The sequence below is a fragment of the Gordonia aichiensis NBRC 108223 genome (assembly GCF_000332975.1).
In the GTDB taxonomy this organism is placed as follows: Bacteria; Actinomycetota; Actinomycetes; order Mycobacteriales; family Mycobacteriaceae; genus Gordonia; species Gordonia aichiensis.
In genome coordinates this window covers 23,646-47,976 of sequence record NZ_BANR01000002.1, presented here as the reverse complement: position 1 = coordinate 47,976, position 24,331 = coordinate 23,646, and the positions used below count along the sequence as shown (strand labels likewise).

Below are 24,331 nucleotides of genomic sequence, written 5' to 3'. Positions count from 1 at the left end.
CGTTAGTGCTTCGACGATTCGCCACGTTGCGTGGGTGGGGAAACACACCCGTGCGGCCAGACGTCGCACAACCGATGCGACTACCGTGAACGCGTGCCCAGCCCCACCCCGTCCGCACAGATCTCGCCGGCCCCCGAGGTACCACTCGACTTCGCGCGGGAATGGTACGAGTTCTTCGATCCCGCGGACCCTGAACACCTCATCAGCGCCGACCTGACCTGGTTGTTGTCGCACTGGACGTGCGTCTTCGGCACTCCCGCGTGTCAGGGGATCATCGACGGCAGGCCCGACGACGGCTGCTGCAGTCACGGGGCCTATCTCACCGACAAAGACGACCGGAAGCACCTCGCGAAGTGCGTGTCGATGCTGACGCCCGACGACTGGCAGTTCCACGCGAAGGGTTCTGGCAAGGACCCCCTCGGCAAGCGCGGGTACCTCGAGGAGGGCGACCTCGACGACGAACCGGCGCTCAAGACGCGAAGTCACAAGGGCGCGTGCATCTTTCTGAACCGTCCCGGCTTCGATCGCGGTCCCGGATGCGCACTGCACGCGATGGCATTGCGCAAGGGAATCGAGCCGTGGAGCGTGAAACCCGATGTGTGCTGGCAACTTCCGATTCGTCGCGAGCAGGATTGGGTGGAACGCCCCGACGGAACACAGATCCTCAAGACCACGATCACCGAGTTCGACAGACGCGGCTGGGGCGAAGGCGGACACGACCTCAAGTGGTACTGCTCGGGATCGCCCGATGCCCACGTCGGCGCGACACAGGTCTTCGAGTCCTACGCCCCGGAGCTGACGGAACTGCTCGGCAAGCCCGCATACGACGAATTGGCGCGAGCCTGTCGGCGTCGCAACGGCCTCGGCATCGTGGCCGTCCATCCGGCGACGGCCGCAGCGACGACGCGGCGCGAGACCGACATCAAGTACGAGGAGCTCGGGTAGCCCCGGTCATGTTTACCAAAGAGAATGTTTTCATTGGTAACGGAAATCCGGCCGAATCGGAATGACACCGTATGCGATGCGTTCCTCGCTCCACGGTCAAGCAGCGGCCGCGGGGCAACGATTACGAGTGGCTGTTGTCCTATCTGGAGTCGAGAGGCTTCATCCTCAGGGTCAGATGCGCGATAGCATTCGGCGGTCTCGCGATCGCCGTCACCGCAGTTCTCGCTTCATTCGCGCCATCGGGTGTGCTGTGGCCTCACGGCAGGACGTTCATGCTCGCGGTGGCAGGGGTGGCTCTGTGCTGGGCAGCACGTTGGTTGTCGTGGTGCTGGCCATCACGAACCGAGTCGTTGGTGTTGATGACCGGCGCCGACATCGCGATCGCTGCGGCATGCTTCGTCCACAAGGACGTCGTGCTGGGGATCGCCGCCACCCCCCTTTTCGCTGTCATCGGTGCGTACATCTCGTTCTTCCACACCGTGCGAGCAAACCTGTGCCACGTCCTTTTCGCAGTACTGGTAGCTGTTTCCGCGGTGATCACGTGCGGCTACGTGCAGGGCACCGAGTGGATACCGCTTGCTGCAAGCAAAGCAGTCATCGGACTCCTGTCGACCGCACTGGTGTTGCCTGCCATTCAGATCGGCTACCACCTCATCCGTTCCAGCGCGGACGAATCCACGTTCGATACGCTCACCGGTCTGCTCAATCGACGCGGCCTCTGGCGAGAAGTCGCCAGAACGGAGACCGATGCACCGTTATCGGATTCGCCCTGGACCGTGCTGCTGATCGATGTCGACGACTTCAAGTCCGTCAATGACACGTACGGACACGACCGCGGCGACCAGGTCCTTGTCGCCGTCGCCGACGCCATAACCCGAGCCGTCGACGTGAATGGGCGCGTACTCCAAGCACGACTCGGTGGCGACGAGTTCGTGACGGCGACGCGAATGCCTGGCGATCATGGGCTGATGCTCGGCGAGCGCATTCGGGAATCACTGAGTAGTGCCACCAACCCCGCGATCTCCGCGAGTATCGGGGTTGCCACCGGCGAAGACCGACACAGCACCGTCTTCGAACTGATCACCGCGGCCGATCGGGCCATGTACAGCGCGAAACAACGGGGCGGCAATCGCGTGAGCTGTGCAGACCACATCTCGGATCGAGTCGAAGTCGCGGCCGACGACTGAGACTGGCCCATCGACCTCCTATACACCATGACCAATGCACAATGTGCCCATGGAAACTGATGGGGGGCGCGGCGTCCGGGATGCGGCGCGGCAGTGGTTGACGCAGGCCGATGACCGATGGATGCTCGACTTCTTCGGTTATCTCAACCTGGTCGACGTCACCAAGGTCATCGTCGCCGGTGGAGGTGTTCTCAACGGCACCATCGCCCTCCTGTCCCTGCTGGGACCCGACGGCGTCCTGTGGCCCGGCACAGGCCCTGCCGCGATGGTCGCGGTCATCGTCGTGTGTCTTGCCTGGACCGTCCGCTGGCTCGCGTGGCCGTGGCCGACGCGGACGGAATCGTTGACGCTGTGCGCCATCGCCGACGTCGTCATCGCGGTCACGATCTTCGCTCATCAGAACATGCTGATCGGCATTGCCTCGGCATCCCTGCTGGCGGCCACCAGCATCTACCTGACACTGTTCCACAACGCGGTGGCCAACCTCTGCCACATGGCCTTCACCGTGGTGACCGTCGTGGCCGCTGTCGTGACATGCGGCCTCGTGCAGGGCGTGAACTGGCTACCGATCGCGATCGCGGAGGCACTGGTGGTCGTCATGGCCGTGGTGGTGGCGCTGCCCATCCTCCATATCGGATTCGTCATGGTGCGCGGCAGCGCCGTCGACGCGGTGACCGATCCACTGACCGGGCTGCTCAATCGGCGGGGGTTCTACCGCGCGGTCACCGCGTCGTCGTTGCAGGTCTCGACGACGGCTGTGCGACACAGGCATTCGCGATGGATCGTCGCCGTCGTCGACATCGACAGCTTCAAGGTCGTCAACGATCTCCACGGTCACGTCCACGGTGACCGTGTACTGGCGGACGTCGCAGCCGAGATACGACGGTCCGTCGAAGTCCACACCATCATCGCGCGCTTCGGTGGCGATGAATTCGTTCTGGCCACCCAGTACGACACCCGATACCCGGACGCCGCCTGGTGCGTTGCCATCGCCGACAGACTCGTGCGCGCCGTCGTCGAGGCGAGCGGCGGTGCGGTGACGGCGAGCGTGGGGATCGCCAGCGGGGACAACGACGACAACGGACGCATCACCCGGGTGATCGCCGACGCCGACCACGCGATGTACGCAGCCAAAACCAACGGCGGCAACCGCTTCGAGCTCGGCTGAGATGCGTCAGGGTTCGAGCTTGTATCCGAGTCCGCGCACCGTGACCAGATGCTTCGGGTTCGCCGGGTCGGGCTCGATCTTGGAGCGCAGCCGTTTGACGTGTACGTCGAGGGTCTTGGTATCGCCGACGTAGTCGGCGCCCCAGACTCGGTCGATGAGCTGACCGCGGGTCAGTACCCGCCCCGAATTGCGCAGCAGGTACTCAAGGAGGTCGAACTCCTTGAGCGGCAACGTGATCTGTTGACCGTTGACCGCAACGATATGCCGCTCGACGTCCATCCGAACCGGTCCGGCCTCCAGGATGCCGATGGCGAGGTCGTCGTCGGCGGCATCACCGCCACGTCGCAGCACCGCACGGATACGGGCGATCAGTTCACGAGCGGAGTACGGCTTCGTGACGTAGTCGTCGGCGCCGAGTTCGAGTCCGACGACCTTGTCGATCTCACTGTCGCGCGCGGTCACCATGATCACCGGCACGCTCGACCGCGTGCGCAGCGATTTGCAGATCTCCGTGCCCGACATCCCGGGCAGCATCAGATCGAGCAGGACGATGTCGGGGCTGACGCGGTCGAAGGTGCCGAGCGCCGCCGAACCGTCGTTGACGACGGTGGCCTCGAATCCCTCCTTGCGCAACAGGAATGCCAGCGGATCGGCCAGCGATTCCTCGTCCTCGACGATCAGAACGTGAGTCACGTGTCGGTTTCCTTCGGTCGTGCTTTCGGCGCAGGCGGGAGTGCCTCGCCCCGGGTCACGGCATCTGCCGCGAGTTCAGAAATCTCGATGTCGCCTTCGATATCTGCGGCGTCCCAGTCTATTTCGGCAGTCATGTCCTGCGGGATGCACAGGGTGAACGTCGAGCCAGTCCCGGGCTTGCTCCACAACGAGATGACCCCGCCGTGATTGGCGGCGACATGTTTGACGATGGCAAGCCCCAGACCGGTGCCGCCGGTGCTCCGTGAGCGCGCCTTGTCGACACGGAAGAAGCGTTCGAAGACGCGTTGCTGATCCGCGGGTGCGATCCCGATCCCACGGTCGGTCACGGCGATCGCCACCATCGGTCGACCATCGTGCCGGGTCACCCGCCTGCTCACCGACACCGTGGTGTTCGGCGGCGAGTACGAGATGGCGTTGACGATCAGGTTGTTCAGCGCCGTGAGCAACAGCATGCGATCACCGCGCACGGTCAGGCCTGCCGGGGCGTCGGCGCGCAGGGAGATCGACGCCGCTTCGGCGGACACCGACGCCGACTCGATGGCTTCCTCGATGAGTGCGTCGACGTCGACGAGCGAGAAGTCGGCGGTCTCGCCGTCCTGCAGCCGCGACAACGCGAGCAGTTCGCTGACCATGTTGCCCATTCGCGTGGCCTCGGCAACGACGCGATTGCCGAAGTGCTGCACCGAATCCGAATCGTCTGACGACTCCAGCAGCGCCTCGGCGAGCAGACTGATGGCACCGACGGGCGTCTTCAGCTCGTGGGAGACGTTGGCGACGAAGTCGCGGCGGGTGGCCTCGACGCGCAGGTGTTCGGTGTCGTCGGCACCGTAGACCACGGCGTAGCGCTCGTCGCCCTCACGGACCAGACGTGCGATACAGCTCACCGATTCGACGCTCTTGCCGCGTGCACGCCCTGTCGACAGAAAACCCAACGCCGACGCCGGTGGCTCGAAAACGAATCGCCGCTCGGCTTCGGTATCGAGAACCTCTTTCGCTGCTTCCCACACCGAGTCGTCGAGCATCCGGTCGCGCACCAGCGCCAACTCAACAGCTCTGTGGTTGTAGAGGACGACGTCGCGAAACTGGTCGACGACGGCCACCGCGGTGTCGGAGTTTCGCACGATCAGGCCGAGGAGGCCCGCGGTCGTCATCCGGCCGTCCTCGGTGGTTCCGTGCACGTCGGTGTCGCGTAGCTCGGCGCTCTCGGGAACCACTCGCGGGCGTTCGGCAAGGGTCAGCGAATAGGTGGGCTGGTCGCCTGCAAACTCGGACGCGACGGCGGAGTCGTCGAGGCCGCGGTGTGTGTCGTCGTGACGCTGCGCCTGAGTGCTGCGGACGACGGCGTCGCGACGCCAGAACCGACCGAGTGCGAATCCGACGGCGACTGCCGCCACGAGGACGACGGCAACTGTCACACCGCCCACGAATACACCGGTCACAACTTCAGCTTACGGCTCACCAAACTACGGGAACACTCAGCGCAGCAGTGTTCGACCGCTGTTCACGCATCGTTCCACCCGCGGTCGACGTCGCACCCGGATGCGGCGGGAGTCAGGACGTGACCGAGGCCACCAGGTCGGCGTACTCAGGGTGTTCGTCGATGTAGTGGCGTACGTACGAGCACACGGGCACCACCTGTTTGCCCTGAGCGCGGATGTCATCGAGCACGGCCCGGACGAGCTGGCCGGCGTATCCCCGCCCGGAGTAGGCGTCGAGGATCACCGTGTGAGTCAGGATCACCTGGTACGGCTCGGAGACGTAGTCGAGGTACCCGACAAGGTGCTCGTCGGGTTCGGCGTCGCGCGGGACGGATTCGGTATCGGTGAGGATCGCTTCGTACCGCTCCTGCGGAGCCGAGTGGACTATGCGCAGGGTTCCAGAATCGGCCATACCACCAATGTAACCTCGGTCACTGCAACTCGTCCGTGACAATTAGGTCACGGACGAGCGTACGGGTATGTGTGCGCCTACTTCTTGCCCTGCGCCGCGACGGCAGCCGCGCCCGCTGCGGCCGCCTCCGGGTCCAGGTAGGTGCCTCCGGGGTTGAGCGGCTTCAGGTTCTCGTCGAGGTCGTAGCGCAGCGGATTTCCGGTTGGGATGTTGAGCCCGGCGATGTCGGCGTCGGAGATGCCATCGAGATACTTGACCAGTGCACGTAGTGAGTTTCCGTGCGCAGCGATGAGCACTGTCTTGCCTGCGCGAATGTCTGCGGCGATCGCGGATTCGAAGTACGGAATGAGTCGCTCGACGACATCCTTGAGGCACTCGGTCAGCGGTACCTCGTCGAGGTCGGCGTACCGGGGATCGTGCGTCTGGCTGTACTCCGACTCGGGATCGATCGGCGGCGGCGGGGTGTCGTAGGAGCGGCGCCACAGCATGAACTGCTCCTCGCCGAACTTCTCGAGGGTGTCGGCCTTGTTCAGACCCTGCAGCGCACCGTAGTGGCGTTCGTTGAGGCGCCAATCACGGACGACGGGAATCCAGAGCCTGTCGGCAGCATCGAGCGCGAGGTTCGCGGTGGTGATCGCCCGGCGCAGAAGCGAGGTGTAGAGCACGTCGGGCAGGACGTCGTGTTCGACGAGCAGTTCGCCTGCGTGTGTCGCCTCCGACCGCCCCTTGTCGGTGAGCGCGACGTCGACCCACCCGGTGAACTGGTTGGACGCGTTCCATTCACTCTCGCCGTGCCGCATGAGGATCAGGGTGCCGTTGCTCATGGAACAACAGTTTTCCACATCGGCTCGAACGCTTCGCGACGACGCGAGGGGTTCGCCGGGTGCGCCGGGCGTCGGCGACACCGACTCGCCTCAGACAGCAAGAAGGTGGGGGAGGAAATGCTCCTCCCCCACCTCGGTGGCCGGTCCTACTTACGCAGATCCTTGCGGAGGATCTTGCCCGACGACGACTTCGGGATGGCGTCGATGAACTCGACGCGGCGCACCTTCTTGTGCGGTGCCACCTTGGCCGCGACAAACTCCATGACCTCGGCCTCGGTCAGCGCGGCGTCGGCCTGCTTGACGACGAAAGCCTTCGGGATCTCCTCACCGCTCTCCTCGTCGATCACGCCGATCACGGCGGTGTCGGCGATCTGCGGGTGGGTGAGAAGCAGCGCCTCGAGTTCGGCGGGCGGCACCTGGTAGCCCTTGTACTTGATGAGCTCCTTGAGGCGATCGACGATGTACACCGCCCCGGTCGCGTCGAGCTGTGCCATGTCGCCGGTGTGCAGGAAGCCGTCGGCGTCGATGGTGTCGAGAGTGGCCTGCTCGTTGTTGAGGTAGCCGAGCATGACGTTCGGTCCGCGGACCCACAGCTCACCCGGCTCCGACATGCCCTCACTCGGCACGCCGACTTCCTCACCCGTGGCGGGGTCGACGATCTTGTTCTCGGAGTTGGGAATCGGCCACCCGACGGACGAGAGCGGCGGCTCGTCGAATCCGAGCACGGCCTGCGAATCCATCGGAATGAGATGGCTGACCGGCGACAACTCGCTCATGCCGTAACCCTGCAACATGTGCAGGTTCAGTCGTTTGGCCACGGCCTTGCCGAGCTCGTCGTCGAGCGGCGCAGCCCCCGAGAGCATGGTGTGCAGCGACGAGAGGTCGTAGTTCTCGACGACGGGGTGCTTGGCGAGCGCCACGGCGACCGGCGGCGCGATGAACGCGTAGGTGACCTTGTGGTTCTGGATGTTCTCCAGGAACTCGACGAGGTCGAACTTGGGCATCACGACGAGGCTCGCGCGTGCGCGGAGCGCGGCGTTGAGCAACACGGTCATGCCGTAGATGTGGAAGAACGGGAGCACGGCGACGATGACGTCGTCGCGGGCCATGCCCTGCAGCGGGGCGATCTGCGCGACGTTGGCGACGAGGTTGGTGTGAGAAAGCTTGACGCCCTTGGGGTTTCCGGTGGTTCCCGAGCTGTAGGGCAGCACGGCCACGTGGGTTGCTGGGTCGAACGAGACGTCCGGGGCAGGAAGCTTGGCGCCGAGCAGGTCTGCGGCATTCGGATGGCCGGACGCGTCAAGCCCCTCACCGTCGAGGATGACCACGGCGTCGTCGGCGATCCCCACCTCCTTGGCCGCCTCGAGCGCCTGCGACGCCATCGGCGAGATGGTGACGAGCATCTTGGCGCCGGAATCGGTGAGCTGCTTGGCTATCTCGCGCGCGGTGAAGAGCGCATTGATCGTGGTCGCCGTCGCGCCCGCACGCAAAACGCCGTGGAATACGGTCGCGAACGCGGGGATGTTCGGCGAGAGAATGCCGACGACGTCGCCGACGCCGATACCACGATCCGCGAGTGCGCCTGCGGCAGCGTTGATCTGGGCGATCAGCTGACCATAGGCGGTCTTCGCGTCGGACTTGGGATCGATGAGCGCGACTCGGTCGAGATCGTCGTCGGCGATACTGCCGAACAGGTAGTCGTAGACGCTGACATTCGGGATCTCGACGTCGGGGTAGGGACTCTTGACGCTCATGGCACCTCCGTTGGTAAATCAGTCGCCACGATCTTACCAACGAGCGTTGCCATGGTGTGACGCCCCTCTCTGCCTCGCCGCCAGTCCGGAACAGTCACGGAGGACGCCGACTCGCGCGATGGGCGCCTCAATCGTCGAGCTGCGCACCGCCGTCCGGCGCGTCCTGCGCGGCGTCGATCACCGAGCCGTTGCTCGCGTCTTCCGCCTCCCCGGGCACATACCGGCCCGGCAGTGGTTCGCCCGGCTCGGGCAGTGACTCCTTGTCGATGAGGTGCTCGAAGGCGAGGAGGTTGCGGAGCGATTCGCCGCGCGAGACTCGCCACGCCCATTCACGACGGATCGACGTCGCGAAACCGAGTTCGAGGAGTGTGTTGAAGTCGCCGTCCGCCGCCTCGAGAACCTGCCCGAGAACACGGTCGATCTCGTCGGATGTCAACGCATCCACCGAGATTCGACCCACAAGGTAGATGTCACCGATGTTGTCGATGGTGTACGCGACGCCGTAGAGACGACGGTTGCGTTTGAGCAGATACCGATACACCGCCTCGTGGTTCTCGTCGGCATGCCGACACACGAATGCCTCGACGCGCACGCCATACGGTCCCGCCGTCAGCAGCACCGTCGTCTTGAGCTTCTTCTCGCCGGGAAGCTCGAGGACGACGTGCTCGGATTTCGCGCCGCCGGAACGCTTTCGGCTGTACGGGATGTCGCGCTCGGTCAGCGACTTCTCCAACAGCTCGAGATTCTCGATGTGGTTCACCGCTATCACTCCTGACGACGCTGGGTCGGTTACCTGTTCGGATCACACATTGGTGCGATGACGCCGCCGCCACCGCCTCGACGCACGCCGTGCCGCGCCGGTCGGACCCACCCGCGCGCCGGGTGCCGCGGCGAAGGAGGCCATCGCACGCGAGTAGCTCTCCTGCAGGGCATCTGCGGTGTGCTCCCAGGAGAAGTTCTCGGCATGTGCGCGCGCATGACGACGCATCGCGGCGAGCTCGTCCGGTGAAGCGATCATCTTCTCCAGCGCGTTGGTCCAGTCGCCGATCGCGTGGCCGTTGACCAGCACGCCGCTGCGCCCGGACGACACCGCGACAGACAAGCCCCCCACATCGGCGGCGATCACGGGGGTGCCGCATGCCTGCGCCTCGATCGCCACGAGACCGAAGGACTCCGAATAGCTCGGCACCGCAACAATATTCGACGCCCGATAGACGTCGGCGAGCCGAGCCGGCGGCTGCGGCGGAAGGAAGATGACGTCGTCGGAAATGCCGAGCTGTGCGGCGAGATCGATGAGCGCGGAAGGCGTGTCGAGTCCCGAACCCGACGGCCCGCCGACGACGAGCACGCGCACGGGGCGCGCCGAGTCGCGCGACCTCTCGATCAGCGGCGCTGCGGCGCGTAACAGGATGTCGGGGGCCTTCAGCGGCTGGATTCGGCCTACGAACGTCAACAGTGTTGCGTCAGAAGGTAATCCGAGTTCGGTGCGCGCTTTCTCCATCGATCCGGGCGTGTAGCAGTCGAGGTCGGCCCCCGGGGTCACGACATCGATGCGGGAGGGGTCGGCCTGATACATCGACACCAGCTCATGTGCCTCGGTCTCGGTGTTCGCGACGAGACGATCGGCCTCGTTGACGACCTGCTGCTCGCCAACCACCCGCAGCATCGGCTCGGCGGTGTCGCCCGCTGCGAGTGAGGCGTTCTTGACCGCTGCCAGGGTATGCGCTGTGTGCACCAGCGGAACCCCCCATCGGTCGCGGGCGAGCCAGCCGACCTGCCCCGACAGCCAGTAGTGCGAGTGGATGAGGTCGTAGTAGCCGGGCCGCTGCTGCGCCTCGGCCCGCAGGACGCCTGCCGTGAAGGCACACAGCTGTGTCGGCAGATCGCGCTTGTCGAGGCCCTCGAACGGTCCGGCCACCACGTTGCGCACCGTCACGCCGGGCGCGGCGACCACGATGGGCGCATCCGACGACGACGTCGCCCTGGTGAAGATCTCCACCTCGACGCCGCGTCGGGCGAGGCGCTGCGCGGTCTGCCACACGTACACATTCATGCCGCCGGCGTCGCCCGTCCCGGGCTGCGCCAGCGGAGAGGTGTGCACCGAGACGAGCGCGACACGCCGCGGCCCCCTGAAGCTCATCACTCCACTGTAGAGAAGGTCTGCACGTCGTCGATCGTCCGCTCACCCGGACGACGCTGGTAGACGCCTGCCGTCAGCCGTCTCAGCGCGAGTTCGGTTCCGACGGCCGGGCATTGACAGGTCGCGATAAATGCCTCAGTGTCGAGACATGGAGACTATTCTGTCTCAGGGCGGTGCGCCAGCGTTCGAGCTGCGTTCTGACGACTCGTGGCGCAACCCGTTCGAGATGTACGCACGCCTTCGGCGCTTATCGCCGGTTCACCACGTGGTCGCTCAGGACTACTGGGTGCTCACCCGACACGCGGACGTCCTCGCCGCGGCATCGGACCCGACGGCCTTCTCCTCGGCTGCGGGGTTGACCGTGGTCTACGGCGAGCTCGAGGCGATCGGCCTCGCCGACAACCCACCGCTTGTCATGCAGGATCCGCCCCAGCACACGTCGTTTCGATCACTGGTCGCGCGCGGGTTCACCCCGCGGCAGGTGACGGCGATCGAACCGCGGGTGCGGGAGTTCGTCATCGATCGGCTCGACCGCCTCGACACCGACGGACCCGCCGACATCGTCGGCGAGCTGTTCAAGCCGTTGCCGAGCATGGTCGTCGCGCATTACCTCGGTGTGCCCGAGGAGGACTGGACGCGCTTCGACGACTGGACCACCGCCATCGTTGGCTCGTCGAATGGTGCCGGCGCGGCAGCTGCCACGACGGAGCTGCTCTCGTACTTCGGCGACCTCGTCGAACACCGACGCGCCCACCCCGGCGACGACACCGTCTCGGCCCTCGTGGAGGCGGGCGTTGCCGACGAGCCCGCGGGTCTGGTCTCCGTCCTCGCCTTCGTGTTCACCATGATCACCGGGGGCAACGACACGACGACGGGCATGCTCGGCGGAAGCGTCGAACTGCTTTCGGCATACCCTGACCAGCGTCGACGTCTCGTCGAGCAGCCGGACTTGATCGGGGATGCGATCGACGAGTTGCTGCGGCTGACCTCACCGGTGCAGGGACTCGCGCGCACCACCACCCGTGCGGTCACCTACGACGACACCCCGCACGGACCGGTCACGATCGAGGCGGGCCGGAAGGTGTTGCTCTGCTACGCGGCGGCCAACCGTGATGAGTCGGTCTTCGGGCCGGATGCCGAACACCTCGACGTCGGCCGCGCACCTCGCCGCATCCTGTCGTTCAGCCACGGTCATCACCACTGTCTCGGAGCGGCCGCGGCGCGCATGCAGGCTCGGGTGGCGCTCACCGAACTACTCGCGCGCCATAGGGATTTCGAGGTCGACCGCGATGGGATCACCTATGCGTCGGGGAACTACGTCCGACGACCCACCTACGTGCCGTTCTATCCGCAGGGGCGCCGATGAGCGGCGGGGTCGCGAGCGACTGGCTCGCCGACGACCGGGCACAGATCGCACACACCCGGATCCTCGACACCGCCGTCGAGCTCTTCACGCAACGCGGCGTCGGAGCGGTCACGATGCGCGACGTCGCCGACGCCGCGGGATGTTCGCGCGCCACCCTGTACCGATACTTCCCCGGTAAGCAGGAACTGATGGCTGCCTACGTCGAGCGGGCGACGCGTGAGGTGGCGAGCGACGTCGACTCCGCCATCGACGAATTCGCCCCTCCAGAGAAGCAACTGCTGACCGCAACGCTGGCAGCGTTGCGCGGGGTCCGCACCGATCCCGCACTGTCTTCGTGGTTCACCACCGACATGGCTGCGACGTCGGGGCACCTGGCCCTGCTCTCCCCTGCCATCGACTCGGTGGCAACGGAATTCCTGAGGCGTGTCCTTTCCGACGATGTCGCCCGTGACGACCTCGCTCTGCGTGCCGCGTGGCTGGTCCGGGTCATCGTGTCGCTGCTCACCTCGCCCGAATCCGATGCCGACGCCGAGCGCGCCCTGCTCGCACGATTCGTCGTGCCGGCGTTAACAACGTAGACATCAGCGCAGAAACGCATACGCGCTGATCACGCGCGTATGACAACCCCGCGGCGCGTCGTCGACTCCCATCGCCTACACTTCTGTCGGTAACGATTGTCATTAGCGAAAAGGGTGGGCTGACCATGAGACGAGCTGTGCTGGCACTGACCACGGCACTGGCGCTGGGCGGAGCACTGACGCTCGCCGGGTGTTCGAGCAGCGACTCAGGTGGTTCCGACGGCACACCAACCGTCGTCACCTCGACCAACGTGTGGGGCGCCGTGGCCTCGGCGGTCGCCGGCGACAAGGCATCGGTGACCGTGTTGTTCAACGACCCGACCGGCGACCCCCACGAGTTCGAACCGTCGGCAGCGGACTCGGCGAAGGTCGTCGACGCCGACGTGGTGCTCATGAACGGCGGTCACTACGACGAGTACATGGAGAAGGCGTCGCAGAACAGCAAGGGCACGGTGATCAACGCGTTCGACACGATGACCAGCCACCACGAGAACACCGTTCCCGAGGCGCACGGCGAGACCAACGAGCACGTCTTCTACAACCTGCCCGTCGTCGGACAGGTGGCCACCGAACTCGCCGACGACCTGGCACAAAAGGACGAGGCCAACGCCACCACCTACCGCGACAACGCCAAGGCGTTCAACGAGAAGATCGACGCCCTGCGTGGGTCACTCGGCGAGATCAAGAAGGCGCACAACGGCACGAAGGTCGCGCAGACCGAACCGCTCGCGGCATACCTGCTCTCCGAGGCAGGTCTCGACGACGTGGCACCCGAGGGCTTCACCGCCGCGGTCGAGGAGGGCCAGTCGCCGTCTGCGGCCGACCGCGCCGCGATGGAGGATCTGCTCCGCACCCGACAGGTGAAGGCGTTCGTCTACAACACGCAGGCCGTCGACGCCGTCACCGATGCGTTGCTGTCGACCGCAAAGTCTGCCAACGTTCCTGTTGTGAAGTTCACCGAGACGCTGCCCGAGGGTCAGCACAGCTACACCGATTGGCAGCAGAAGCAGATCGCCGCGCTCTCGTCGGCACTCGCGGCGTGAGCGTGCCCGCTTCCGACGGCCGCGAACCCGATGGCAGCGAACCCGACGGTCACGAACCGGTTGCCTCGTTTCGGCATGCGCGACTGGCCTTCGGTGCCCGGGTGCTCTGGGACGACCTCGATCTCGACATCATGCCGGGAGAGTTCGTCGCCGTTCTCGGCCCGAACGGCTCGGGCAAGACGTCGTTTCTACGCACTCTGCTGCACCAGTACCCGTTGTCGGCCGGTGAGCTGACCGTCACCGACCACGTCGGCTACATCCCGCAGCAGCACGCCGACGACGCCGACTCGATGGCGATCCGCGGGCGCGATCTCGTGGGCTTCGGCGTCGACGGCGCGCAGTGGGGTCTCGGGCTGCGCGGCAGAAAAACGCGCAAGGTGAAGGTCGACGCCGCGCTCGCCGAGGTCGACGCGACCGCCTTCGCCGACGCACCCGTCGGGCTGCTCTCCGGCGGCGAGCAGCAGCGGTTGCGCGTGGCGCAGGCATTGACCACCGATCCGGACCTGCTGCTCTGCGACGAGCCCCTCGCCAGCCTCGACCCCGCCAACCAGGAACGCGTCGTCGAACTCATCGACAAACGACGCCGAGACGCCGATACCGCCGTCGTGTTCGTCACCCATGAGATCAACCCGGTACTGCCCTACGTCGACCGCGTGCTGTATCTGGTCGGCGGCAGATTCCGCATCGGCACCACCGACGAGGTGATGAACACTGCGACGTTGTCGGAGTTGTACGGCAGCGACGTCGAGGTGTTGCGGGTCAACGGCAGACTGCTCGTCGTCGGCGGTGAAGAGGACGCGCATCACTGCACCGCACCCGAGGGACTACCCGCGACATGACGATCAGTTCATCCGTTGCGGGCGGAACGTCGAGCGTGCTCGCAGCCGACAGGCACTGGAGCGATTTCTGGGACTTCTCCGTCACTGCCGACCTGCTCCACTACGACTTCGTGCTGCAGGCCATGCTCGCCCTCGCGCTGCTCGGGCTACTCGGCGGCGTACTCGCCCCGCTGATCGTGGTGCGACAGATGTCGTTCGCAGTTCACGGCGCCAGCGAGTTGTCGGTGACCGGCGCGGCCGCGGCGCTCCTCGCGGGCATCAGCGTGAACATCGGCGGGATCATCGGCGCCGTCGTCGCCGCAGGCGTGTTCGGTTATCTGGGAAACAAAGCGCGCGAACGTGATTCCGTGATCGGCGTCGTGATGGCGTTCGGCCTCGGACTCGGCGTGCTGTTCCTCGCACTCTACGGCCGCATCGGCACGGGCTTCGCTTTGCTGACCGGTCAGGTGGTGAGCGTCGGCGTGCAGGGGCTGGCGGCGATCGCGATCACCACCGTCGTCGTCCTGGCGGTCCTTGCGGTGATCTACCGTCCACTGCTGTTCGCCTCGATGGACCCGCGAGTCGCGGAAGCCAACGGCGTCCCGATCCGCGCACTGTCGGTGATCTTCGCGATCCTGATGGGCCTCGCCTGCGCGCAGGGCGTCCAGATCATCGGAGCGCTACTGGTGATGTCGCTGATGATCACTCCGGGCGCCGCTGCCGCCAGGCTCACCGCCAACCCCACGCTGATGATGGTCCTGTCGGTGATCTTCGCCGAGATTGCCGCCGTCGGCGGGCTGATCCTCTCACTGGCCCCCAAGCTGCCGGTGTCGGTGTTCGTCACGACGATCTCGTTCGTGATCTACGTCGTCTGCCGACAGATCGGCGCACGGCGCGAACACACCACGCGCCGAGAGATCACCGCGGCGGCGGCGTAGGGCCGGCCGACAGCAGGCGGGCGCGCAGGGGCGAGGCGTAAGGCCGGGCCGTTTCCGCGGGTTTCGGACGTTGTCGCGCCGGAGTGTTCGGCACCGGGCGTGGCGGGGGTCCACGCCCCGACGCTTCCCCTGCTTTTCGACGCTCCTGCCAGAAAATTTCCGCGCCGAAAGTAGCGGAAGAGTCCACGCCCCGACGCTTCCCCCACTCTTCGACGTCCCCGCCAGGAACTACCCGCGGAAAGCACAGAAACCCGCGAAAAGCCCCCTCCCCCCACTTTCTGCACCCCCGAAACGCGCACACCCCCGAACCACCGGCGCCCCCAGAAGCGCACCAACCCGAGGCCGCCGCCACGCGTCACTCCTCCGGGCCGCCAGGGTTGCAGCGGGTCGCGATCATCGTCGAGTTGTCGACGACGGGCCGCTGCGGTTCGATGTTCCAGCTCGGTTTGTTCGGCTCGACGGCTCGCGCGAAGTCCCAGTGGCACACGAACTGTGCCCGCATGCCGGGAGTGTCGGCGTCGGGTGCCAGTGCGAGCACCTCGCGCCACGCGACCTGCGCGCCGTCGTCGGCGATGCTTGCGCGTCCGTTCGGCGTGGGGTAGATCTGCAGGCTTGGGCCGACCGCGGTGTCCACCCATGAGACGTGCTCGATGTAGGGCGGGGGGTGCGCGGGGTCGAGGACAGGACCGCTGCTCGACGCCATACCGGTCGAACTGCTCCGCGCGACCGACCCAGCAGGTCCCGCCTCTACGGAGGAGGGATTGGACGAGGAGCCGGGAGTCGACGCGTCGCTCCCGCAACCCGCCAGCAGCGCTGCACTGATGAGCACGACCGCGGATACCACCCCGACCACCACACGCGACGCCCGAACTCTTCTCACCACCCCGACCGTAGTCGGCGGAGTAACGTTCGACCCGTGACGCTCCGGCACGCACTCAGACTCTGTGTGAGCGCTGTGCTGATCGTCCTGATCGCAGCAGCGTGCGGCCAGCCCGCTCCGACACCGCTCGAGGACGATGCCTCGACGCCTGCACCGTCGGTGCACCACGACTTTCCGGGACGGGTGACGACCACCGACACGGGACTGGTCCTCGACGGACGCCACTGGTTTCCGGCAGGTTTCAACAGCTACCAACTCGGCACGGACTGGTCGCTCAACGCCGGCTGCGGCGCACAGGTCGACCTCGACGACTATTTCGGCAAGCTACCGCCACGCGCGCTCACCCGATTCAACCTCTACTCGGCATTCCTCGTGGACAAGAAATCAGGGGCGAACAACTACGGTCGCCTCGACGCGATCTTCGCCTCGGCCCGAAGTCACAACCAGATGGTGCTGCCGGTCCTGACCGGCAGCTCGGGCGCATGCGAGGACGAGAAGTTCAAGGAGCGGACCTGGTACCAGAATGGCTGGCACACAACCGAAACCGCTGCGGGCATGACATTCGCCGACTGGCTGACGACGGCCATCACCCGGTGGCGCACCGAACCGTCACTCGCCGGCTGGGAGCCCGTGGGCGAGCCGGAGGCCAGCGTCTGCGGGCCAACGGGATGCGCCTGGCAGAACCGCACGTGCCCCGCCGACGGTGCGACGGTACTGCGTACGTTCTTCGACCAGGTCGGCGAACGGATTCGGGCCATCGACCCCAAGCACCCGATCTTCGCCGGCTTCGTCGGTGGAGACCAATGCGGGCTCGCGGGAAGCGATTACGGGCGCGTGGCAGCGTCTTCGGGCCTCGATGTCCTCGACTTTCACGATTACAGCGCCGGCGGCGCGATTGCGCCGGGAGGCAGCGACCTGCCCACGCGCATCTCCCAGGCACGCCGACTCGGTAAACCCTTGGTGGTCAATGAGATCGGCATCGACGCTGGATCGTGTCTACCGCTGGACACACGTGCGCGTCAGTTCAGCAGCAAGTACGAGACGATGCGCTCGGTGGGGGTCGCCGGCGCACTGCTGTGGGCATTTGTCCCCGATCCCCGTCCCGACGAATGCACCTTCGACATCGGCTACGACGACCCGGCGTGGCAGGTTGTCGCGCGCGAGAGTTCCTGAGCCCGGGCAGAGCCACTACCGCGGACCGTCGCCCTGCGACGGGTTGACCTCGTACACCCGCCATGTCGGCATGTTGGTGCCCTGGTTGCGTGCCTCGAGCGCGAGCGTCGAGATCTGATTGCCGTTCTCGTACAGCGTCGGATATCGGATATTCAAAGCGTCCGACGACCCGCGACCCGCACGCGGCACGGCGAGGAGGAACCGCACCCCGAATCGGGCGGGTTCGTTGAGAACTCTGTCGAAATCCTGATCCGATGGGATGACGAACTGCTTGGGATGGCGCGATTGCACGACGACGGCGAATCCGTACACGGTATCGGTGAGCACGCTGCCGTCGGGAAGATGCAACGAGTCGAGGTATTCCGCGAGGGCTCGCTCGGTCGAAAACGACCTCAGCACTCGCTCCTCGTCGAGGTAGCGCTTCTCGGTCGAATCCGGTTGTGGTGCAATGACAGATCGGTAGGCAAACTCCTGCGGTGCGTACTTCGGCGACGTCATCCCCGCCGCGGTCACCGGGAGTCCCACAGCGAACGCGAGCACAGCAACCACCCCGACGACGCCGTACCGCCATCCGCGTCCGGCGCGCGAATCGGCATGAGGCAGTGCGGCCCTCGGACCGAGACGTCGGTAGGGTTCGATACGTCGAGCGGGCGTCGCGAGCAGTGCCGTCACCGCCGCCAACACGATGACGGTCATGTAGAAGCGCAGGAATCCGAAGGTGGTTCCGCGCATGTAGCTGTATACCTGGAAGGCGACCACCGCCCCGATGATCAGTACGGGCACCGCGAGCGGATACAGCCGGTGACGCCGGATACGTACCCACGCAACGAGTACGAACAGCACCAGATACAGCGGTGCCAGGATGAGTAGCTCGGTGATCGAGAAGCGCAGGGCGTCGAATCCGGTGGCACTGCCGGTTCCGCCCGACTGGTCGATGATGGCGCTGTTGCCGTATTGAGAGGTGAACTGCGCGAACGCCTGCCCGGTGATCAACCAACTCGTTGCAGCCCACACGATGAACGCCAGCAGGCTCGGCGACGCGACCAGCACGACGTCGAGCAATGCGCGTTGTGTGCGGAGCCTTCGCCCGGCCGCCTTGTCGCTTCGTCGATAGGTGACGAAGGCGACGAAGCAGCCCGCGACGAAGGCGGCGACAGCACCGTCGTACCTTGTGAGGTACGCGAGGCCGAGAGCGATTCCGGCGACGATCAATTCGTGTACATCGTCGGTGTCGACCCAGCGGATCAGCCGTCGAACCGCCCAGGCGAGGAAGAAGAGGTAGGGCGCCTCGCTCATACCGTTCGCCGCATACAGCACGATCATCGGGTTGAGTGCGAACACGAGGGTCACGATGACGGTCATCGTCTTCGGTAATGCGCGGTCGCGCGCGATTCCCGACACCTGGACCACCGCGCCCGCCATGAACGACGACGACATGATCGCAGCCGACAACGCGTCCGTGGTCAGCTGCGGCCACCACACCGACAACGCGGTGAGCGGCAGCTGAACCAGTGCGGTCAGCGGGGTGAAGATGAATCCGATTGCGGCAAGGTGCGGATCGCGACTGAACAACACGCTCTGTGCCGCCTGGACCCGCGACAACGAGTCGCCGAAGTACACGTGCAGACCTGCAGCCAGATACACCCCGAAGGCCAGATAGGCCAGCCACACGACCAGCCAGAGCGCAACAGATGGGCGATTCACCGAGCCGCCTGCGCCGAGTCCGCACCGCCCGAGTCCGCACCGCCCGGATCCGCACCCCCCGGACCCGCACCGCCCGGACCCGCACCGCCCCGATCCACGGCGGCCGATCCCCCGCCGGCCGGATCCGAAATGTTCGCGGCACTCTCCGTCGGCGTCGCGTCCGAGGTGAGTCCGTGCGCGGTCTTCTCCCAGTACGACGGCCGGAACAGCAACTGCCACATCCCCTTGATCGCGGCGATGCTCATCATCACCCAGTAGGCCGGGACGATCAGACCCGACCAGAGGAGTTCTCCCCGGTCGTCCTCTCGGTTGGCGACGAGCGTCATGTAAATGGCTGCGCTGTTTCCGATCACGAACGAGACCAGCGACAGATAGTAGATCGGGCCGGGAAACAACTCCGCGATGAATGCAGGCTGCCCGGCGATCCACACGATCAGGATGAGCCAGAAGATCATGTTCATACATGCGATGAACGGAGTACCCGCGATCAGCAGGGTGAAGCGCACCATACCGAGGAGCCCCATGAAGTGAAACAGCCGACGCGGCCTGCGCATGTGGACCAGCCACGTCTGCATGTAACCCTTGTACCAGCGCGAGCGCTGCCGAATCCAGTTGATGCCATCGACATTGGCTTCCTCGAGCGTGACCGAATCGAGTACCGCGGTGCGATAGCCCTGCCCCGCGATGCGGACCCCGAGGTCGGCATCCTCGGTGACGTTGAACGGATCCCACGCGCCCAACTCGATCAGCATGTCCTTGCGGAAGTGATTCGAGGTGCCGCCGAGCGGAATCGTCGCCTTGCTGACCATCAGCCCCGGCAACAGATAGCCGAACCAGATGCCGTAGTCGGCGGTGAACCATTGTGTCAGAACGTTGTCGGTGACGTTGTAGAAGCTCAGCTTGCCCTGCACGCAGATGACGGAGTCGTCGTCGAGCTCCCGTAACGTCGCGACGACCCTCCGCAACTGCAGCGGGTCGGGATGGTCCTCCGCGTCGAAGATCGTGACGATATCTCCTGTGGCGAAGTGCAATCCGTAGTTGCACGCCTTCGGTTTGGTCCGCGGGTCGCCCGGCGGTGTGAGCACCGTGGTGATGATCGGCGACGAGTCGACGGCGTGGGCGGCCTCGATGGTCGGGGCGTCGTCCTCCTCGAGCAGGAGCAACACCTGAAGCTTCTCCTGCGGATACTCGAACGACTCCATCGCCTCGATCAGCTGCCCGACGACCTCCGGCTCACCGTACGCGGGCACGAGGACGGTGTAACGCGGCAGCTCGTCGTCGGGGATGGCGCGGGCGTCATCGTCGGAGATTCTGATCGCACCGTTGACGAGGCCGAGCCGAAACGTGTTGAGCCGCTCGATGAGTGCCACGATGTAGATCACCGTGGCAATGGAGACGAGCGTCGCCGCGGTACCGATCGGCCAGAACACGAAGCCGACGACGATGACGGCGAGTATGACGACCCCGATGATCTTCTGCGCGCGGCTGAACGCCACCGATGCCGTCATCATCGGGTCCTCGCGGCGCAATCGGTTGATTGCGTCGTCGAGAGCCGCAGTGCGATACTCCTGGTCCGAAAGCCGTTGGTCGACTTCGGCTCTCGTCGTCGGCGGAGTGAAATGCGCCTGCTCGCCACCGGATCCGGTCATGGCTGATCCTCTCGCCGGACGCCGTCGAGCTGTGCGTTGACGACGTCTCGCCCCGCGTCGAGAACCAGCTGACGGTCTTTGAAATCCGGTCTGTCGTCGCGGATCACGGCGCCGCCACGCAGCGTGACGTTGAACAGCTCACGCAGGTTCTTGGCGATCGTCTGATCGGGCTGGGGGAAGTAGGCGTCCGGCTCATGGTTGTCCACCGACCACAGCGCCACCTTCTGCGCATGCTCGCCGTTGCCCCACTGCCACGACAGCACGGTGTAGGTCAGGTAGCGGGTGTCGTCGAGGATCACCTCGAGGACCGCGGGAATGCCGTGCGGCAGCATCACGAGCACCGGATCGGAGAAGCGGTCTCCGAAGAGGTCGTAGGTGAACACCACCGGGTAGAGATCGAAGCGAAACGGATACAGCGTCTCGATGGTGTCGACGATCAGCTTGCGCGGACGGGCCTCCTTGTCGAACGCCACGTCACCGCTCCGTTGCAACAGATTCTGGCGTGCCAGCACGGCTCCCGGACCATAGAAATCCCCTGCCCAGTCGTAGCGCAGCGTCGGCCCGTCCTGACGCCACGCGTCCGGCACGATCAGCGGCGCCGTGGTGCTCAGGCCCGCGATGGTCACCGTGGGAGTCACCATCACCCGCTGGTACGGCAGCAGCAACGTGATGACCGCTGAGACGACAAGGACGCCGGCTGCCCCGATCTTGATACGGTCGACGCCGGGCTCGTAGAGGGGCCGGTCGAATGGGCGCGGCGACGTGTTCCTTCGCCGACGCAGGTAGGCGATCAGACCGACGACGAACACACTGCCGACGGCAGGCAGTGCCTGATAGACGAGCAGGGGCGCGCTCGGATGGGCGAGCCGCACGACCGCGACGATCACTCCTCCCACCACTCCCGCGCCCACGAAGCCGATCAACGCCGACGTGCGGTCACGTCCGACAGCGATGGCCGCGGCGAAGGCGCCGAACACGGTCATCACCGCGCCCGCGGCCACCTCGTTGCCGCCGAGGGACAGCACGGCGACCCGGTAGGCGATCGGGAACGTCATCAGGCCGAACAACCAGACCCAGTGGTACCGCATCGTCGGACGAAGACCGAACATCAGGATGCAGCCGCCGAAGAAGAAGGTCCACAGTCCGAGGATGTCGAGGTGCGTCAACAGGTACAGCGAGCCGGTGAACCTGTTGGTCAGTGCGCCCGCGAAGCAGAACGACAACAGCATCACGATGACCCCGACGATGATGTCGGTCTGTCGATCGCGGATCGCTCGCTCGTCGCTGCGCCGCAGTGTCACGCCGTAGGTCGCCATGAGCGCAAGCACCAGCACGACCACGATGTAGTCGAGGTCGGAGCCGAAGGTGACGATCTCGCGGTAGAACTGGCCGATGTTGTGCCAATAGGCGATGACGGTGAGCGCGATCAGCGCGAGCCACCGCAGCAACAGCCGCGACGTGATCGACCGCCCGGCGCGTCCCGACTCCTCCGACGCCGCGCCGGAGGAGTCAGCGGGTGCCGCGGTGACGGTCATCCCGCGTCGTCGTCGCCGAGACGTCGACGCCGTAGGAGCCGCAGCGCTGCGGCGACGATGAGAAACAGGATGACCGCTCCCAGCAGCACACAGACGACCACCAACCACCCCAGCGGATGAGTGTTCGACGCCGCGTCGTGACCGTTCGCGGTGGCGTCGACGGTGATCGGCTCACGACCCGAAATCTGGAGGACCGCATCGCCGTTGGCGTTCGACGCGTTGTCGGTGTCGGAGAACCACCGCAGCAGCCCGTCGAGGTCGGCCGCGTCATTCGTCGAGGTCGCGACCATCACGCTGCGATCTCCCGAGCGCGTCACCTGCAGCGAACCGAACGACACCCCGGGATTGAGCGTGACCCTGGATGAAGTGCCCGACGACGTGCGCACGGTGACCGTGCCCGACTTCTGGGTCACCGGCAGCGCGACGCCATCGGGCAGCCCCTGCCCGTCGGCGGCGATGAGCACCGCGGGCTGCGTCGACGACGCGGCATCGGCCATCGATACCACGTCGACGCCGAGCGGTATTGCCGACAAGCGCTGCATGGTCGTCATGATCGACACCGCGCGCGCAACGTCGGGCACGTCGCCTGTGGTCCACGCGAGTTGCGTACGCGGCATCAGTGCCTGCGGCATCGAGCCCAGTCCGGCGGGCAACGGCGGACTGGCGGGCGAACTGCGTATCTCTCCTGCAGCCGAGACACTCAGCGATCCCCGCGTACCGTTGCCGCACCCCTCCCGCACGTCACCTCGTTCGAGGGTCACGACCAGCCCGTTGTACCTGCTCAGCGCATCGTTGGGCAGGTCGACCCACTGGTCGAATGCGCCCGACCCGTCGGTCTTGATCGTCGCGATGACGCGTTGCCCCAGTCGCACCGACACCACCGGCGACGATCCGTTCGCCGCCGGGGTCGCCGACCCGATGAGCTGTACGCGGATGTCCTTCGACGGCCTGCCCAGGCGGGTCTGGTCGATACCGAGAGTGATCGACGGCCAGGCCGACGAGGTGACGAGCTGATCGGTGACGCCCACGTCTGCGAGTGTCTGCACCTCCGGAGCCAACTGCGGCGCGGTGTGGAGCGGGCCGGCGACAGCAGAGGAGCTCTGTGCGATCGACGACAGGTTCGACGTCAGGACGCGTGCCTGCGTGGTCAGCTCGTTGGCTGCACCACCGATCACCAGATAGGCAGCGTCGTCGCGGTTCTGCACGGCCAGCCCTGCGGGCGCCGCCTCACTGATGACGATCTGACGCTCCAGCGAGTCCGGTCTCCCGCTGGGCGCGAGCGAGCCCGCCGCCAGTGGCGCCACATCGATGTCGAAGTCGGCGGTGCCGTAGTTGCCCGCGACGGACGTGGCGAGACCGACCGCAGCCGACGCTTCGGCCGACGTCGGTTTCTGCGGGACGAAGATCGTGAGCTTACGCAGGATCGGGGGAAGAAACTCGGCGACGTTGCGTGGGATCGCCTCGCGCCCGCTGAACGAGAGCGTCGCATCACGTATGTGAAAGGCGTTGTCGGGGTCGAACTGACAGATTCCGCTCACGGTCAGGTAGGCCCGCAACGTGATATCGGCGGCGTTGCGGGTCACGCGGGTGCCGGCGAGAGGCAACTCGATCGGCGAGTTCGGCGCCGGGTTGATCGGCGTCCGCGAGATCACCCTGTCGCCCTGCAGGACGTCGACGGTGCCCCCGGTGACGAACGGCGGAACGTCGGTGATCCCGCGTAGCTTGTCCGGCGCGAGATTCTGCGGCACCGGAATCGACATGCTGACCTGCGCCTGCTGACCGGCGAACGTGATGTCGGGAGCGGCCCCGATCGACCGTAGACCGAGCGGGGGCGGCGTATCGCCCTGTGCGGCCAGCGCGTCACCGACCCCGGACAGGGACAGCACGGCACACAGTGCCGCGGCGATCACGACAATCCGACGGCACACGCCCACTCTTCACACCCAATCCCCCGTGACGGGAATCACCGATCTCATCCGACTCACAGCGCTCGCACGTACGAGGCTAATGCCGCACTATGCGATC

The 24,331-nt window shown here is 65.8% G+C and carries 21 protein-coding genes; 9 read left to right on the top strand and 12 right to left on the bottom strand.

Going from position 1 to position 24,331, the window contains the following annotated elements; all coding sequences use genetic code 11:
• Nucleotides 1–120: 120 nt before the first annotated feature.
• The 3 genes from GOACH_RS01435 to GOACH_RS01425 all read left to right on the top strand — a co-directional run bounded on the left by GOACH_RS01435 (nucleotide 121) and on the right by GOACH_RS01425 (nucleotide 3,300).
• Nucleotides 121–945, top strand: coding sequence for a DUF3109 family protein (locus tag GOACH_RS01435; protein WP_373279066.1), 825 nt, complete (start codon nucleotides 121–123; stop codon nucleotides 943–945).
• Between the two features lie 71 nt (nucleotides 946–1,016).
• On the top strand, nucleotides 1,017–2,132 hold the full coding sequence (locus GOACH_RS01430; RefSeq protein WP_005169383.1) for a GGDEF domain-containing protein: 1,116 nt from the start codon (nucleotides 1,017–1,019) through the stop codon (nucleotides 2,130–2,132).
• Between the two features lie 49 nt (nucleotides 2,133–2,181).
• Nucleotides 2,182–3,300: a GGDEF domain-containing protein gene (locus GOACH_RS01425; RefSeq protein WP_005169381.1), complete on the top strand. Its 1,119-nt coding sequence runs from the start codon at nucleotides 2,182–2,184 to the stop codon at nucleotides 3,298–3,300.
• Nucleotides 3,301–3,306: 6 nt separating this feature from the next.
• Here the strand turns inward: GOACH_RS01425 and GOACH_RS01420 are convergent, their stop codons facing one another.
• From GOACH_RS01420 to mshA, 7 genes are all read right to left on the bottom strand, one after another.
• Nucleotides 3,307–3,993, bottom strand: coding sequence for a winged helix-turn-helix domain-containing protein (locus GOACH_RS01420; protein ID WP_005169380.1), 687 nt, complete (start codon nucleotides 3,991–3,993; stop codon nucleotides 3,307–3,309).
• Nucleotides 3,990–5,453: a sensor histidine kinase gene (locus tag GOACH_RS01415; RefSeq protein ID WP_005169379.1), complete on the bottom strand. Its 1,464-nt coding sequence runs from the start codon at nucleotides 5,451–5,453 to the stop codon at nucleotides 3,990–3,992. The genes GOACH_RS01420 and GOACH_RS01415 overlap by 4 nt, the downstream gene beginning before the upstream one ends.
• A gap of 112 nt (nucleotides 5,454–5,565) precedes the next feature.
• A complete protein-coding gene (locus GOACH_RS01410; protein ID WP_005169378.1) occupies nucleotides 5,566–5,904 on the bottom strand; it encodes a GNAT family N-acetyltransferase in 339 nt (112 codons plus the stop codon).
• A 77-nt stretch (nucleotides 5,905–5,981) separates the two neighbouring features.
• Nucleotides 5,982–6,728, bottom strand: coding sequence for a phosphoglyceromutase (locus tag GOACH_RS01405; RefSeq protein WP_005169377.1), 747 nt, complete (start codon nucleotides 6,726–6,728; stop codon nucleotides 5,982–5,984).
• Nucleotides 6,729–6,874: 146 nt separating this feature from the next.
• Nucleotides 6,875–8,482, bottom strand: coding sequence for a 4-coumarate--CoA ligase family protein (locus GOACH_RS01400; RefSeq protein WP_005169376.1), 1,608 nt, complete (start codon nucleotides 8,480–8,482; stop codon nucleotides 6,875–6,877).
• A gap of 127 nt (nucleotides 8,483–8,609) precedes the next feature.
• Entirely contained in the window at nucleotides 8,610–9,242 is a 633-nt protein-coding gene (locus GOACH_RS01395; protein WP_005169374.1) for a type III secretion system chaperone family protein, read from the bottom strand.
• Between the two features lie 42 nt (nucleotides 9,243–9,284).
• A complete protein-coding gene (mshA, locus tag GOACH_RS01390; RefSeq protein ID WP_005169372.1) occupies nucleotides 9,285–10,622 on the bottom strand; it encodes a D-inositol-3-phosphate glycosyltransferase in 1,338 nt (445 codons plus the stop codon).
• A 148-nt stretch (nucleotides 10,623–10,770) separates the two neighbouring features.
• On the opposite strand from mshA, the gene GOACH_RS01385 reads away from it, so the two are divergent.
• The 5 genes from GOACH_RS01385 (at nucleotide 10,771) to GOACH_RS01365 (ending at nucleotide 15,365) form a co-directional block, all read left to right on the top strand.
• Entirely contained in the window at nucleotides 10,771–11,988 is a 1,218-nt protein-coding gene (locus GOACH_RS01385) for a cytochrome P450 (RefSeq protein WP_040517419.1), read from the top strand.
• Nucleotides 11,985–12,566 carry a TetR/AcrR family transcriptional regulator gene (locus GOACH_RS01380; protein ID WP_005169367.1) on the top strand — a complete coding sequence of 194 codons (582 nt, stop codon included), beginning with the start codon at nucleotides 11,985–11,987 and terminating at the stop codon, nucleotides 12,564–12,566. Before GOACH_RS01385 ends, GOACH_RS01380 begins: the two co-directional genes overlap by 4 nt.
• A 125-nt stretch (nucleotides 12,567–12,691) precedes the next feature.
• Entirely contained in the window at nucleotides 12,692–13,609 is a 918-nt protein-coding gene (locus tag GOACH_RS01375; protein ID WP_040517417.1) for a metal ABC transporter solute-binding protein, Zn/Mn family, read from the top strand.
• Nucleotides 13,610–13,611: 2 nt separating this feature from the next.
• Complete coding sequence (locus GOACH_RS01370) at nucleotides 13,612–14,448, top strand: metal ABC transporter ATP-binding protein (protein ID WP_005169363.1); 837 nt, start codon at nucleotides 13,612–13,614, stop codon at nucleotides 14,446–14,448.
• Nucleotides 14,445–15,365, top strand: a complete 921-nt coding sequence (locus GOACH_RS01365; protein ID WP_005169360.1) for a metal ABC transporter permease — start codon at nucleotides 14,445–14,447, stop codon at nucleotides 15,363–15,365. Before GOACH_RS01370 ends, GOACH_RS01365 begins: the two co-directional genes overlap by 4 nt.
• Nucleotides 15,366–15,720: 355 nt before the next feature.
• Here GOACH_RS01365 and GOACH_RS01360 read toward each other — a convergent pair whose 3' ends face one another.
• On the bottom strand, nucleotides 15,721–16,245 hold the full coding sequence (locus tag GOACH_RS01360) for a DUF2599 domain-containing protein (RefSeq protein ID WP_040517428.1): 525 nt from the start codon (nucleotides 16,243–16,245) through the stop codon (nucleotides 15,721–15,723).
• Between the two features lie 36 nt (nucleotides 16,246–16,281).
• Between GOACH_RS01360 and GOACH_RS01355 the strand changes: the two genes are divergently transcribed.
• Entirely contained in the window at nucleotides 16,282–17,418 is a 1,137-nt protein-coding gene (locus tag GOACH_RS01355) for a glycoside hydrolase 5 family protein (protein ID WP_005169357.1), read from the top strand.
• 15 nt (nucleotides 17,419–17,433) lie between these two features.
• Here the strand turns inward: GOACH_RS01355 and GOACH_RS01350 are convergent, their stop codons facing one another.
• From GOACH_RS01350 to GOACH_RS01335, 4 genes are read right to left on the bottom strand one after another with little or no spacing between them, the layout of a single operon-like run.
• A complete protein-coding gene (locus tag GOACH_RS01350) occupies nucleotides 17,434–19,122 on the bottom strand; it encodes an ArnT family glycosyltransferase (protein ID WP_005169355.1) in 1,689 nt (562 codons plus the stop codon).
• On the bottom strand, nucleotides 19,119–20,771 hold the full coding sequence (locus tag GOACH_RS01345; RefSeq protein ID WP_005169354.1) for a glycosyltransferase: 1,653 nt from the start codon (nucleotides 20,769–20,771) through the stop codon (nucleotides 19,119–19,121). The genes GOACH_RS01350 and GOACH_RS01345 overlap by 4 nt, the downstream gene beginning before the upstream one ends.
• Nucleotides 20,768–22,306: a hypothetical protein gene (locus GOACH_RS01340; RefSeq protein ID WP_005169352.1), complete on the bottom strand. Its 1,539-nt coding sequence runs from the start codon at nucleotides 22,304–22,306 to the stop codon at nucleotides 20,768–20,770. The genes GOACH_RS01345 and GOACH_RS01340 overlap by 4 nt, the downstream gene beginning before the upstream one ends.
• Nucleotides 22,303–24,240 carry a hypothetical protein gene (locus GOACH_RS01335; protein ID WP_005169350.1) on the bottom strand — a complete coding sequence of 646 codons (1,938 nt, stop codon included), beginning with the start codon at nucleotides 24,238–24,240 and terminating at the stop codon, nucleotides 22,303–22,305. Before GOACH_RS01335 ends, GOACH_RS01340 begins: the two co-directional genes overlap by 4 nt.
• Nucleotides 24,241–24,331 lie beyond the last annotated feature (91 nt).

Coding starts and splice junctions, on each gene's coding strand:
- GOACH_RS01430 (WP_005169383.1), top strand. CDS start 1,017: ATGCGATGCGTTCCTCGCTCCACGGTCAAGCAGCGGCCGCGGGGCAAC.
- GOACH_RS01425 (WP_005169381.1), top strand. CDS start 2,182: ATGGAAACTGATGGGGGGCGCGGCGTCCGGGATGCGGCGCGGCAGTGG.
- GOACH_RS01410 (WP_005169378.1), bottom strand. CDS start 5,904: ATGGCCGATTCTGGAACCCTGCGCATAGTCCACTCGGCTCCGCAGGAG.
- GOACH_RS01405 (WP_005169377.1), bottom strand. CDS start 6,728: ATGAGCAACGGCACCCTGATCCTCATGCGGCACGGCGAGAGTGAATGG.
- GOACH_RS01400 (WP_005169376.1), bottom strand. CDS start 8,482: ATGAGCGTCAAGAGTCCCTACCCCGACGTCGAGATCCCGAATGTCAGC.
- mshA (WP_005169372.1), bottom strand. CDS start 10,622: ATGAGCTTCAGGGGGCCGCGGCGTGTCGCGCTCGTCTCGGTGCACACC.
- GOACH_RS01385 (WP_040517419.1), top strand. CDS start 10,771: ATGGAGACTATTCTGTCTCAGGGCGGTGCGCCAGCGTTCGAGCTGCGT.
- GOACH_RS01380 (WP_005169367.1), top strand. CDS start 11,985: ATGAGCGGCGGGGTCGCGAGCGACTGGCTCGCCGACGACCGGGCACAG.
- GOACH_RS01375 (WP_040517417.1), top strand. CDS start 12,692: ATGAGACGAGCTGTGCTGGCACTGACCACGGCACTGGCGCTGGGCGGA.
- GOACH_RS01365 (WP_005169360.1), top strand. CDS start 14,445: ATGACGATCAGTTCATCCGTTGCGGGCGGAACGTCGAGCGTGCTCGCA.
- GOACH_RS01345 (WP_005169354.1), bottom strand. CDS start 20,771: ATGACCGGATCCGGTGGCGAGCAGGCGCATTTCACTCCGCCGACGACG.
- GOACH_RS01340 (WP_005169352.1), bottom strand. CDS start 22,306: ATGACCGTCACCGCGGCACCCGCTGACTCCTCCGGCGCGGCGTCGGAG.